Here is a 12,680-nt window from a genome sequence, read left to right as displayed (position 1 = left end):
TTTCACTATGGAACCAAAATTAAGTGAAGCTTTCCTAAGGCTAAATCCTCCTATTTGGCTTCATGGAATGCTAATATTTGGAGTATATAGAACTTTGGCATGGGTTATATCCGTAATGCTTCCTCCTATGGCTATATTTTTTCCACTATTCACTCTTTTGGAAGACTTAGGCTATTTACCTAGGATTGCTTTTAATTTAGATAATTTCTTTAGAAAGGCAGGTACTCAGGGTAAACAGGCCTTAACTATGAGCATGGGATTTGGATGTAATGCTGCAGGAATTATTTCTACAAGGATTATCGATTCCCCAAGGGAAAAACTTATAGCCATAATTACCAACAATTTTGTCCCTTGTAATGGCAGATTTCCCATTATAATTACTATGGCAACTATATTTATGGGGAAATTTTTAGACAATAAATATACTTCACTTGTAGCAGCTTTTTATGTTCTTTTAATGGTAATAACAGGAGTTTTAGTAACACTTTTAGTATCTAAATTTCTTTCTCAAACTATTTTAAAAGGCATTCCATCTTCTTTTACATTGGAATTACCTCCTTATAGGAAACCTCAAATAGGCAAGGTGATAGTTAGAAGCATATTTGATAGAACCTTGTTTGTATTAAGTAGAGCAATAATAGTAGCTGCTCCTGCTGGAGTAATCACTTGGCTCTTTGCCAATATGAAATTTGGTAGCCAAAGTTTATTGAGTATATCTGCAAATTTCTTAAATCCATTTGGTCAACTATTAGGACTAGACGGATTTATATTGATGGCTTTTTTATTAGGTCTTCCTGCCAATGAAATAGTATTACCTATACTTATTATGAGCTATATGTCTGAAGGAGCTATGCTAGAATTAGACGATTTAAATACATTGCGAACCCTATTATTTAATAATGGATGGTCCTTTATTACAGCACTTAACTTTATGCTATTTTCACTACTACATTTTCCTTGCGGTACGACTCTGTTAACAATAAGGAATGAAACAGGCTCTATGAAATGGCCTTTGTTTACCTTTGCACTTACTACTAGTATTGCTATTTTAGTTACTCTAATAACAAACCTTCTGTTTAAAATAGTAGTATAGAAAACTATAAAAATGACCTCAATTAAAAATTGAGATCATTTTTATAGTTCATTTTTCAACATTTCCTCATAGGTTTCCCTTTTAACTATTAACCTATCTATACCATCCTTTATCATGACTACAGCAGGCTTTGGTATTTTATTATAATTGCTTGCCATAGAATAATTATAGGCTCCTGTTGATAAAACCGCTAGAGTATCTCCAGGTTCAATTAAGGGAACTTTTAAATCCCAAATCAATATATCTCCTGATTCACAACATTTTCCCGCTATTGTAACTATATGGGTTGGTTTTTCATTAACTTTATTTGCTATTATACCTCTGTATTTTGCTTGGTATAAACTAGGTCTTGGATTATCAGTCATACCTCCATCTACACTAACATAAGTCCTTACTCCCGGTATTTCTTTTATGGAACCAATGGTATATAATGTTATTCCTGCCTCCCCAACAATCCATCGGCCTGGTTCAATTATAACCTTAGGTCTTTCTAAGCCATATTTTTTACAATTTTCTTCTATTTCTTTCATTATGGCGTCTGTATAAAAAGATATTGGTCTTCTTTCAGCATCCTCTACATATTTAATCCCAAATCCTCCACCTACGTTTAATTCTTTAGTGGAAAAATTATATTTAGTTTTTGCTTCCTTCATCAACTTAATGGCATTTTTTACTGCTTCTATATAGGTTATGTTATCCCAAATTTGTGAACCTATGTGAAAATGAAATCCCTTCAATTTTATATTGCTTAAGGCCACTGCCTTTTCTATAGCTTTTAATATGATACCTTTACTTAAAGGTATACCAAATTTAGAGTCCACTTGTCCCGTTTGAATATATTTATGAGTATGACTATTTACCCCAGGGGCAATTCTAAAGAGTATATTTATATTTTTATCATATCGTTTCCCTATATCATTTAATAGCATAAGCTCATATAAATTATCTACTATTATTCTACCAACTCCATATTTTACTGCCATTTCCAGTTCATCAATAGTCTTATTATTACCGTGAAAAATTATTTTTTGAGAAGGAAAATTCACTTCTATAGCTGTATATAATTCTCCACCTGACACTACATCCATACCGATTTCTTCCTTATTAATTATTCTTGCCATTTCCTTAGTTAAAAAAGCTTTACTAGCATAAAAAACATCAGTATCCTCATATTTCCATAGAAAATCCCTTTTTATCTCTTGGATTCTATTTAATATATGATTTTCTGACATAATATATAAAGGTGTACTATATTTTTTAGCAAGATATACTGTATCAACTCCTGCAAAATAAAAATTAGTCATAGTGATTCATCCTTTCAATAGTTTTCCATCTAACTATATAACAAGCAATAATCATACCAGTTTATATCCTTATATATTACTAGTATAGGGAATCATTTTTTAAAAAAATTCCCTGTTTCCGAACATTTTTAAGAATCTTCATGTTGTAAATCCCTTTTTTATGCATTTTCCGGATAATCACACCTAATTCCTATATATAGAACTATATCCATTATAAAATTCTTTATTTTGAAAATTTCTTTTTATGGATAAATTAGATATTCAAACCACAGTTACATAAATTTACATGGATTATCTTCACTTATTCTACACATAATACTATTACAAATTCATATTAAATTTACAAAATTAATTACCTAAGAAGGGAGTGAATAGAATGGCAACTAATAATAATAGTGGATCCAATAAAATTCTAGTACCTGAAGCACGACAAGCACTAGATCAAATGAAATTAGAAATTGCTTCTGAACTTGGTATGTCAAACTACAATTCAATGGATAAAGGAAACCTACCATCTAGGCAAAATGGTTATGTTGGTGGATATATGACAAAAAGATTAGTTCAAATGGCACAACAAAGTATGGGTGGAGGAACTCCAACAAGATAAATTCAATATAAAAGACAGGTCTAAGACCTGTCTTTTAGTTATATTACTATAAAGTTCTTGCTCCCAATTCTTTGTCTAACATATAGATACCAGCAAAATTTCCATCTATTCGTTTTAATTTGGTTAAGATTGCCTCCATGCTGTTTTCTTCTTCCAGTTGTTCATCAACAAACCATTGCAAAAAGCTTACAGTTGGATAGCTGTTTTCTTCATTAGCTAAGTCTAACAATTTATTGATTTTACTTGTTACTAATTTTTCATGAGATAGGGCAGCTTCAAATACTTCTACTAAGGAATTATAGTCATTTTTTGGTTCTTCCATTGCCAATGTTGTGACTCTTCCACCCATGTCATTAATAAAATCAAAGAATTTCATAGCATGAGTGTATTCTTCTTGAGCTTGAACTATGAAAAAATTAGAAAAGCCATTATAATCCTCGCTTGAACAATATGCTGCCATAGCCATATAATAATAACCTGACAATAGTTCAAAATTAAATTGATCGTTTAGTTCTTTAAGTAATTTTTCAGACGCCATTTTTTAACCTCCTACAGTCAATAAGTATTCATATTTTATTAAAATCTTAACTCTACAAGATATATATATCCAAAGTTTGTAATATTAATCACAATAATCATTAATCTATAAGAATTATATCAAGCATTTCATAAACTCTATGTCCTATTGTATCTGTTAAAGACAGATTATTATCTTTCAAGTATTGAATTAGAGCATGCTTCATTCCTTCACCATATATTCCATCAAGAGTTCCTGTATAATAGCCTTTAATTTTTAATCTTTTTTGAACCTCCATTACATCTGCTCCTCTATCTCCAGGCACTAGGCTCCTAAAACCATAAGCAAATGGTCCGTAATCTCCACCTACTATAGCTACAGTAGTATTATAATCTACAATATTATAAAGTTCTTCCACATCCTTATTTCTCATCCTAATACAACCTGCAGAAGCATTAAAACCTATGGAACCTGGTTTATTAGTTCCATGTATTCCATATTTTCCCCAGGGCACGTCTAATCCCATCCATCTTGATCCAAAACCGCCACCCCACTTAGCCTTTTCAATTATTTTAAATGTTCCTAAAGGTGTAGGTGTAGCAGGTTTACCAGTAGCAACCACATAACTCTTTATTACTTTATTTGATGATAAATCTATAATTGAAAGCTGCTTTTTATCAACTTCTATTAATATGGCTAAGTTATTTTTAGCTATTTTTAAATAGGTATCTTTTTTTTCATAATCAATATCTCTTTTAGTTAAAAAAAGATGAATATAATTTCCAATTATAATAACTATTAGCACTAAAATAAATAGTAGAAAAATTGTTTTTACTCTCTTATTCATCCTTTCATCCCCCCTATGTACTATTTATATGCTAATACAAAATAATTAAAACTTTATGAAATATTATTTTATTAAATAAAAAAAGACAGCGCTAGCTGTCCTAAATAAATTATGTACACAATATAACTCTCTATAATAAAAGAGAGTTTCAAAATTCTACTATCCTTCTGGATTATAGGGTTGATATATTTCATATATAGCAAAATTTTCTTTGCTTAATAATTTTACAATAGCAGGTATTTGTTGAACACTTATATTTAGTTCAATACCATTATATTTTAAAACCATATCATCTGTACCTACAATACTAGATTCACGAATTACATCAATAATTCGATTTTCTGTATCAGGCATATTCATTCCACCTATCATAAAAAAAATCTTCTGCTTTTCATCTGAATAGTCTTGTGGATCTAATCTGTTAATCAATAGTATTTTATTCATATTCAAGCTCCTTGCATAATATTTTAGGCCTATGCCTTTATAATCAAGTTTTTACTTAATATGATATTCTATAATTAATCGTTAAATCTAATATGTTTTTATATCTAAATCATTAGGTTTTCACTCCTTCTTCCATAGATTTACATAATTAGTTATTAATTTATCCATAAAAGTCCTTTATATTTCTATTTACCCAATTTAATTTAAATATTCACTTTTTTATAGAATTTTAGAATTTTTTATTCAGTAATTCTTAGAATAATCGTATAATGTCATAAATTCCAATTAGTTGCTAGAAATCATTGTATATATTAAAATAAATATGCAGATAGCAATTTAGGACATAATTGGAGGATGAAAATAGTGAAAAGTTATATAGAACAATTATCCAAATGTATTTTATTTAAGGACATCAATAAAAAAGAGATTATTAATATATTAGAAAAAATCCCTTACCAAATTATTGATTATAGTAGAGGACAAGTTATAGCTATAGAAGGCGATGATTGTCATAGTTTAGGTATTATTTTAAAAGGAAAAGTAGAGATCCAAAAAATATTTCCCTCTGGCCAAATCACTACGATAAACAATTTTAAAGAAGGAAATATTTTTGGAGAATCCCTTGTGTTTTCAGACAGGCATACTTATCCTGCAACTATAACTGCTATAGAATCTTGTACAATAATGTATATAGAAAAGACCGATATTGTCAATCTATCCATGTTAAATTCTAGAATATTGACTAATTTTGTTTCCGTTTTATCTGATAGAATTTTGATGCTTAATGACAGAATATCTAATTTATCTCAAGATAGCCTTAGAAAAAAAATATCTAATTTTTTGTTATCAGAGTATAAAAAACAGAATAATATTGTTTTAACCTTTCCTTATACAAGAAAAAAGATGGCTGAACTGTTAAACGTTCCTAGGCCTTCTCTATCACGTGAGCTTACTAATATGAAAAATGAAGGTATAATTGACTTTGATAAAAATATAATTAAAATTTTAGATTTAGATCTACTCGAATATTCTCTGCTAAAATAGAAATTAAAATGTTTTTAGCTTAATTAGTGGTATTTTTATTAGAAATGTTGTATCATATACAATGGTTAAAAGGTAAACCTTAAGGAGGAAAGAAAATGAACTACGATATTATAATAGTTGGGGCTGGTCCATGCGGGATATTTACAGCATTGGAACTAAAAAAAATTAATCCTAATAGGAAAATTTTAATCCTTGAAAAAGGCAACTCGATGGATAAGAGAATTTGTCCTAAACGAAAAACAGGAATTTGTGTCAATTGCAAGCCCTGTAATATTACTACAGGCTTTGCAGGAGCAGGTGCGTATTCAGATGGAAAGCTATCCCTTTCTCCAGATGTAGGGGGAAACTTACCTAAATATTTAGGATATGAAGAAACCCAAAGGTTAATAGATTATGTAGATGAAGTATATTTGAATTTTGGTGCAGATAAAAAAATATATGGCCTTGATAATAAAGATGAAATTCAAGAGATAAGAAAAAAAGCTATTAGAAGCAATTTGAAATTAGTAGAATGTCCTATAAGACATATGGGAACAGAGGAAGGTTATTCTATATATAATAGGATAGAGAAGCATCTTTACGATATTGGGGTAGATTTGAGTTTTAAAAACCCTGTAAAAGATATTATACTTGATGAAAATAAAAGTATTAAAGGTGTAATAGCAGATAAGGAGTATTATTCAAATAAAGTAGTTATATCAGTTGGTAGAGAAGGTTCAGACTGGTTAAGGCATCTTTGCATTAAACATAATATTAATACTGAAACAGGAGATGTAGATATAGGAGTAAGAGTAGAAACTAGGAATGAAATAATGGAAGAATTAAATGAAGCTATGTATGAAAGCAAACTTATATACTATGCGCCAACTTTTGATGATAAGGTAAGAACATTTTGTTCCAATCCTGCTGGAGAGGTTTCTACCGAATATTATGATGGAAATTTGGCAGTAGTCAATGGTCATAGCTATAAATCAGACAAATTGAAGACAGATAATACTAATTTTGCCTTATTAGTAACCAAGCATTTTACCAAACCTTTTAATTCTCCTATAGAATATGGTATGCATATTGCAAAACTAGGAAATATGCTTTCTGGTAATAAAGTATTGGTTCAAAGATATGGAGATTATAAAAGAGGTAGGAGAACAACTGAAGAAAGACTATATAGAAATAATATAATCCCTACATTAAAAGATGCAGTACCAGGAGATTTAAGCCTTGTACTACCCTACAGGATTTTAAAAAGCATTGACGATATGTTAATAGCTCTAGATAATGTAGCTCCTGGTATAGCTAGTGATGAAACCTTACTTTATGGTGTGGAAGTGAAATTCTATTCCAATAGAGTAATAACTAATAAAGAATTTAAAACTAATATTCCTGGTCTATACGTTGGCGGAGATGGAGCTGGAATAACAAGAGGATTGATGCAAGCTAGTGTAAATGGAGTTGTATTAGGGCGGATATTGAGCTGAATTCTGTCTTATCTAAGGCCAGGCAGTTTCATGAAGTTACCTGGCCTTATTTATAAATAAGATATATCAAGTCTTTAGTTCCCTTTCTATTAGATCTTTTAATAGAGTTCTATTTTCAGGGTTTTTGTTATCAATATGGGTGTTTTCTATAACTCTTTTCACCTTAGTAGGTTTTCCCGTGAGTATTATGATTTTATCTCCCAATTCTAAAGCTTCATCTATATCATGGGTTACTAGGATGCAAGTCTTACCCTCAACTATTCTTAACTCCTTAAAAAAATCTATTACAATATCTTTATTTTTAATATCTAAGGATTTGAAAGGTTCATCCATTATCAATACATTAGAAGGATAAGCAAAGGCCCTTAATATACTTATCTTTTGTTTCATCCCTCCACTCAAGTTTTTAGGATAGTAATACTTATATTCCTCTAAATTAACTAGTTTTAAATATCTATCTATGGTGGCTTCAATTTGTTTTTTGTCCATTTTCCCCTTTAAAACAAACCCTAAATTATCCTTTACATTCTTCCATTCAATAAATCTATCTTCCTGAAAAACATAGGATATATATTCATCTTAAAACCCAATTACCTCTCCTGAATCCTTGTTTATTATTCCTGCAATTATATTTAATAGGGTAGTTTTTATACTAGGAAGTATAACTTCATTATCTACAATAGTTGATAGCAATAACCATAGGATTAAAATTAATACCCTAAAAACAATAGACATTTTCCTATCTTTCAAAGTAAATTTCCTCATCAGGATTTTCTTTTGCCCATTGGATACCTTCCTCATACAAATCTATAAATTTTTCCACAAATTCTTATTATATTTGATTTAATTACTAAACTGGCTTGGGGGTAACCTTTATCTGTTCCAGTTATACTACTCCATTCTTTGTTTAGATCAAATACTATTTTAGCATTATCTTTTTTATCATTACATTTATCGCTAAAGGCTCTGCTAAAAGGGCTATATTGATTTTCCCACTGATAAATTCAGAACCTACTTCAGATGCAGAATTTAAATAAGTCATTTTTACATCTTCATCTGGTTTGATGCCATTTTCTGAAAGTAGGAATCTCAATACTAAACCTGGAGTAAGGCCCTCCCAAATGTATATATATATTTCTTTGCCCTTCAATTTTTACTAAATTCAAAGGAAGACAAATATTTTAGAAGATAAAGAACTATCTTAAAATGATAATTACTATAGATATGAACATATTTTGTTTGTAAATATTATATCACAAGTCTAATTTTTATCAAAGATGCGATTCAAAATTTTCATAATATTAAAACGACTTTATCTTATGAGATAAAGTCGTTAAACATTGAACTTATACTAAAAATATTCCCACTATAGTAGTAATAATTAGCCCTATCATAACCGGTTTAAAATTCTTTCTCGTCAATTCAAAAGGATCTATATTACATATAGCAGCAGCTGGTATTACAGCCCAAGGGATTAGTGTCCCTCCCCCAACCCATATAGCCGCAATCTGTCCTAAAGCTGTTAATGTTTCTATACCTCTTCCTATTGCAATGGAAAATAGTTTAGCAATGGAACCAGTTAAAGCCAACCCTGAAAATCCTGAACCATCTAAACCTGTTATGGCTCCCACAGATGTTAAAGTAATAGCACCTACACCTGCATTTAGTGGTACTACATTAGCCAAAGCCAATCCTAAATCATTAACAATTCCTTGTGAATTATTAGGAAGAAAATCTCCTACTACTTTTGAAAAGCCTTCTCCTCCTAAGTAGAAAAAGGCCGCTATAGGAATAATAGGACCAAATATTTGAAATCCAAATTTTAATCCCTCTACTAAATAGGATGTTATTTGTTCCAACATTTTATCCTTATAAGTTACAGCTGATACCATTATCAGTATAAATACAGCTGTACCTCCAATTAAAGCAGTAGCGTCTCCTCCTTGAAGATTGGCAACTAACATTATTATTACATCTATAAAGAAAAGAATAGGAACTAATATAGAGAAAAATCTTTTAGTCTTATAAGGCAATTGATTATCTAATTCTTTAGAATTACTATTCTTCTCTCCTTCAAGATCAGTATTACTATCAATTTTTAAATTGCCTTCTTTCAGATCTTTTCTTAAAAATATATATGCTGATACTGTAGTTACTATACCCATTACCAATACTAAAGGAATGCTAGCAGACATAAGGTCTGAAACAGGGATTCCTGCTGCATCTGCAGTTAATTTAGGCGCTCCTTGAATAATAAAGTCTCCTGACAATGCTATCCCATGCCCAAATAAATTCATGGCCATAGCAACTCCAATAGCTGGTAATCCTACTTCTAGAGCCACCGGCAACAAAACAGCTCCTATTAATGCCACTGCAGGTGATGGCCAAAAGAACCAAGATATAATCATCATTAAAACCCCAATAACCCAATAAGCTAAAGAAGGTGTTTTAATAAACTTTGAAAAAGGTGCCACCATAATTTGACTTACACCAGTCTTAGTTAATATAGAGCTCATTCCTACTATAATAGAAATTATTAATATAGTTCCCAATAATTCTACTATAGCATATATAAAACTATTAAATATGGTCATCGTTGATTGTGATAAGGATTTAGTAGCAATAAGAGATAATAAAAATATCCCAATTATACATACAAGACTGGTATCCCTTTTACCAACCATGAAGGCTAGGATTAGAAATGTAAATATTAAATATATCCAATGTAATAGATTTAATTGAATAACCAACATACTCCCTCCCCAAAAAAATTCTATATACTATCTAAATATGCAGGAGAAGAGTATTGGTTAATAGTTATTTAATTATATCTATTAACCTTATGTATATATAAGTAAATACTAATCCTATGGCAAACCCCATCAACACGTCTGATGGCCAATGAACTCCTAAATATACCCTGCTGAATCCTATTAGAAATATAATTATGATATTGATAAACCACAATATTGCTTTTACTTCTCTTTTCTCGATTTTATTAGTAAGTAAATATGTCATTGTTGTATAAAAAGTTAAGGATACCATGGCATGGCCGCTAGGGAAACTATAACCTCCCTGTTCTATTAAAAAGTATTTTAACGGCCTGCTTCTTAAGAATATATTTTTAAGTATAGAATTTAGTCCATAAGATCCTAAAGTTGAAAATATTAATAAAAGGGTTCCTTTGATATTTTTGTTTTTCAACATTAATACAAATATAATTAATCCTATAGGTAAGAAAAAGTAAACTGATCCAAGATAGGTTATTTTTTTCATAATATTTATACCCACAGATGTTGTTTTACCATGAATATATTCCATAACTACTTTATCAAATAAAATTCCATCTTCATTAGCTTTTATTTCTATTCCAATATATAAGAATATGATTATCAGTATTATATTTAATAATATAATTATTTTACCCTTCATATTTCCTCCAAAAATAAAATTTAAAAAGATAGCAGAAATCTGCTATCTTCTTCTTTTTCTAGGTGGCGCAATATGAATTGCCTTGTCCTCCAATCCATGTACTGCCTCCATGAAAGCTTCACTTAAAGTTGGATGAGCATGTATTGTTCTTGTAATACTATCAATATCCATATCATTAGCTATAGCCAATGCACCTTCATGAATCAAATCATTGGCATGGGGCCCCAATATGGTAACTCCTAAAATTTTATTGTCCTCTTTAGAAGCATATACTTTTATAAATCCTTCACCTTGACCTAAGGATAAAGCCTTACCATTGGCAGCAAACAAGAATTTACTAACTTTGTAATCTATTTCTTTTTCCTTTAATTCTTCTTCTGTCAAACCAACAAAGGCTACTTCTGGCAATGTGAATACACAGTTTGGATATACATCTAAATTTATGTCTGGAGTCAATCCCATTATCTTCTCCATTACATACACACCTTGTGCTGAAGCCACATGAGCAAGTTGAATCCCCAAATCATTAACATCTCCTATAGCATATATACCCTCAACTGTAGTTTCAAAGTTCCCATCAACTCTAATACCTTTGTGGTCATATTCAACCCCTATATTATCAAGGTTTAACCCTTCTGTAACAGGTCCTCTACCAGAAGCAATTAGCACCTTATCTCCTACTACTTCAATTTCTTGATCTTTTTTCTTATATTTAGCTATGACTTTTAACTTGTCTCCTTCTTTGACAATTTCCTTTGCTCTTATATCTACATAGGTTTCCATTCCTTGTTTTCTAAAGAACATAGGTAATCTTCTAGCTATCTCCATATCTATATTTTTCAATATTCTAGAAGCTAGAAGAATAACTTGACAACCTAACTCCTGGTATATACTAGCAAACTCTAAACCTATAACACCTCCACCTATTACAATTAAGGTTTCTGGTATTTCTTCCATCTCTAAAAGGTCGTCACTAGTAATAACTCCTTCTAAGTCTACTCCCTTTGTTTCAGTCATAGTAGGTTTAGAACCTGTAGCAATAACTATATTATCTACAGATATTTCACGGGTTTCTCCATCTTTCAAATTAACTATTATAGTTTTGTCATTCTTAATCTGGGCTTTTCCAGGAATAAACTCTATATTTTTATAAGAAGAAATTAATTGCTCAATACCTTTAACTAGTTGTTCTACAACTTTTGTCTTTCTTTCTTGTAATGCTTTTCCATCTAAACTATAGTTATCTATTGTAATCCCAAATTCTTCTGATTTTCTTAGGGTCTGCATTATCTCAGCATTCTTAAAATAGGTTTTAGTAGGGATACAGCCTCGATTGAGGCATGTTCCCCCTACTTCTCTATCTTCTATTAAATAGATATTAGCACCTAGTTGAGCTCCTCTTATTGCCGCTACATATCCTCCTGGACCAGCACCAATTACTGCAATATTTTTAGTCAACTACTGACACCTACCCTTCATATTTAAGTACAGGATTCCTTGCTGCCTGAGTTTCATTCACCCTTCTTACTGGAGTGTCATGTGGTGCCTCTTTCAATATTTCTGGATTAACTTTAGCTTCCTCAGCAATTTTTATTAATGCATCTGCGAACTCATCTAAAGTTTCCTTGCTTTCTGATTCCGTTGGCTCTACCATCAGAGCTTCCCTAACGATCAATGGGAAGTAAACTGTTGGTGGATGGTAGCCAAAGTCAAGTAGTCTTTTAGCTACATCTAATGTAGTAACTTCCGATAAAGAGCCTTTTAGTCCAGCTAGAACAAACTCATGCTTAAATATTGTATCTTCTGGTAAATTATAATGGTCTTTTAGTCTATGGCCTAAATAGTTGGCATTAAGAACCGCCATTTCACTTGCTTTCTTTAGTCCATCTTTACCCATACTTAGGATGTAAGTATAGG

Annotated in this window: 14 protein-coding genes and 1 pseudogene; 4 read left to right on the top strand and 11 right to left on the bottom strand. The window is 30.7% G+C overall.

Going from position 1 to position 12,680, the window contains the following annotated elements; all coding sequences use genetic code 11:
• A partial coding sequence (locus C3E89_RS06845) for a nucleoside recognition domain-containing protein (RefSeq protein ID WP_236911713.1) occupies nt 1-1,093 on the top strand: 1,093 nt, incomplete at its 5' end.
• A 41-nt stretch (nt 1,094-1,134) separates the two neighbouring features.
• Here C3E89_RS06845 and lysA read toward each other — a convergent pair.
• Nucleotides 1,135-2,397, bottom strand: coding sequence for a diaminopimelate decarboxylase (lysA, locus tag C3E89_RS06840; RefSeq protein ID WP_236911712.1), 1,263 nt, complete (start codon nt 2,395-2,397; stop codon nt 1,135-1,137).
• A gap of 376 nt (nt 2,398-2,773) precedes the next feature.
• On the opposite strand from lysA, the gene C3E89_RS06835 reads away from it, so the two are divergent.
• The gene (locus C3E89_RS06835) at nt 2,774-3,004 is read left to right on the top strand and encodes an alpha/beta-type small acid-soluble spore protein (RefSeq protein ID WP_236911711.1); all 231 of its coding nucleotides are present in this window, start codon (nt 2,774-2,776) and stop codon (nt 3,002-3,004) included.
• 46 nt (nt 3,005-3,050) lie between these two features.
• Here the strand turns inward: C3E89_RS06835 and C3E89_RS06830 are convergent, their stop codons facing one another.
• From C3E89_RS06830 to C3E89_RS06820, 3 genes are all read right to left on the bottom strand, one after another.
• The gene (locus tag C3E89_RS06830; protein ID WP_236911710.1) at nt 3,051-3,542 is read right to left on the bottom strand and encodes a ferritin; all 492 of its coding nucleotides are present in this window, start codon (nt 3,540-3,542) and stop codon (nt 3,051-3,053) included.
• Between the two features lie 100 nt (nt 3,543-3,642).
• Nucleotides 3,643-4,368, bottom strand: coding sequence for a L,D-transpeptidase family protein (locus C3E89_RS06825; protein ID WP_236911709.1), 726 nt, complete (start codon nt 4,366-4,368; stop codon nt 3,643-3,645).
• 159 nt (nt 4,369-4,527) lie between these two features.
• Nucleotides 4,528-4,812 carry a hypothetical protein gene (locus C3E89_RS06820; RefSeq protein ID WP_236911708.1) on the bottom strand — a complete coding sequence of 95 codons (285 nt, stop codon included), beginning with the start codon at nt 4,810-4,812 and terminating at the stop codon, nt 4,528-4,530.
• A 363-nt stretch (nt 4,813-5,175) separates the two neighbouring features.
• Between C3E89_RS06820 and C3E89_RS06815 the strand changes: the two genes are divergently transcribed.
• Entirely contained in the window at nt 5,176-5,856 is a 681-nt protein-coding gene (locus C3E89_RS06815) for a Crp/Fnr family transcriptional regulator (protein WP_236911707.1), read from the top strand.
• Nucleotides 5,857-5,951: 95 nt separating this feature from the next.
• Complete coding sequence (locus C3E89_RS06810; RefSeq protein WP_236911706.1) at nt 5,952-7,331, top strand: NAD(P)/FAD-dependent oxidoreductase; 1,380 nt, start codon at nt 5,952-5,954, stop codon at nt 7,329-7,331.
• A gap of 66 nt (nt 7,332-7,397) precedes the next feature.
• Here the strand turns inward: C3E89_RS06810 and C3E89_RS06805 are convergent, their stop codons facing one another.
• The 7 genes and pseudogenes from C3E89_RS06805 to C3E89_RS06775 all read right to left on the bottom strand — a co-directional run.
• Entirely contained in the window at nt 7,398-7,901 is a 504-nt protein-coding gene (locus C3E89_RS06805) for an ATP-binding cassette domain-containing protein (protein ID WP_336512963.1), read from the bottom strand.
• Between the two features lie 9 nt (nt 7,902-7,910).
• Complete coding sequence (locus C3E89_RS06800; RefSeq protein ID WP_236911705.1) at nt 7,911-8,081, bottom strand: hypothetical protein; 171 nt, start codon at nt 8,079-8,081, stop codon at nt 7,911-7,913.
• A gap of 169 nt (nt 8,082-8,250) precedes the next feature.
• Nucleotides 8,251-8,424 carry a hypothetical protein gene (locus tag C3E89_RS06795; protein ID WP_236911704.1) on the bottom strand — a complete coding sequence of 58 codons (174 nt, stop codon included), beginning with the start codon at nt 8,422-8,424 and terminating at the stop codon, nt 8,251-8,253.
• 253 nt (nt 8,425-8,677) lie between these two features.
• A complete protein-coding gene (locus C3E89_RS06790) occupies nt 8,678-10,084 on the bottom strand; it encodes a TRAP transporter large permease subunit (protein WP_236911703.1) in 1,407 nt (468 codons plus the stop codon).
• A gap of 64 nt (nt 10,085-10,148) precedes the next feature.
• The gene (locus C3E89_RS06785; RefSeq protein WP_236911702.1) at nt 10,149-10,763 is read right to left on the bottom strand and encodes a phosphatase PAP2 family protein; all 615 of its coding nucleotides are present in this window, start codon (nt 10,761-10,763) and stop codon (nt 10,149-10,151) included.
• Between the two features lie 42 nt (nt 10,764-10,805).
• On the bottom strand, nt 10,806-12,221 hold the full coding sequence (lpdA, locus tag C3E89_RS06780) for a dihydrolipoyl dehydrogenase (protein ID WP_236911701.1): 1,416 nt from the start codon (nt 12,219-12,221) through the stop codon (nt 10,806-10,808).
• A gap of 10 nt (nt 12,222-12,231) precedes the next feature.
• A pseudogene (locus C3E89_RS06775) lies at nt 12,232-12,680 on the bottom strand (aminomethyl-transferring glycine dehydrogenase subunit GcvPB); the annotation flags it as partial.

The sequence above is a fragment of the Clostridium sp. Cult1 genome (assembly GCF_021655095.1).
Lineage (GTDB): Bacteria > Bacillota > Clostridia > Tissierellales > Tepidimicrobiaceae > Schnuerera.
The sequence above is the reverse complement of the archived record's forward strand: the minus strand, read 5'-3'. Positions and strand labels throughout refer to the sequence as shown.

What these genes read in the sequence shown, in the direction of transcription:
- C3E89_RS06810 (WP_236911706.1), top strand. Translation starts at nt 5,952, where the DNA reads ATGAACTACGATATTATAATAGTTGGGGCTGGTCCATGCGGGATATTT.
- C3E89_RS06835 (WP_236911711.1), top strand. Translation starts at nt 2,774, where the DNA reads ATGGCAACTAATAATAATAGTGGATCCAATAAAATTCTAGTACCTGAA.
- C3E89_RS06820 (WP_236911708.1), bottom strand. Translation starts at nt 4,812, where the DNA reads ATGAATAAAATACTATTGATTAACAGATTAGATCCACAAGACTATTCA.
- C3E89_RS06785 (WP_236911702.1), bottom strand. Translation starts at nt 10,763, where the DNA reads ATGAAGGGTAAAATAATTATATTATTAAATATAATACTGATAATCATA.
- C3E89_RS06825 (WP_236911709.1), bottom strand. Translation starts at nt 4,368, where the DNA reads ATGAATAAGAGAGTAAAAACAATTTTTCTACTATTTATTTTAGTGCTA.
- C3E89_RS06830 (WP_236911710.1), bottom strand. Translation starts at nt 3,542, where the DNA reads ATGGCGTCTGAAAAATTACTTAAAGAACTAAACGATCAATTTAATTTT.
- C3E89_RS06790 (WP_236911703.1), bottom strand. Translation starts at nt 10,084, where the DNA reads ATGTTGGTTATTCAATTAAATCTATTACATTGGATATATTTAATATTT.
- lysA (WP_236911712.1), bottom strand. Translation starts at nt 2,397, where the DNA reads ATGACTAATTTTTATTTTGCAGGAGTTGATACAGTATATCTTGCTAAA.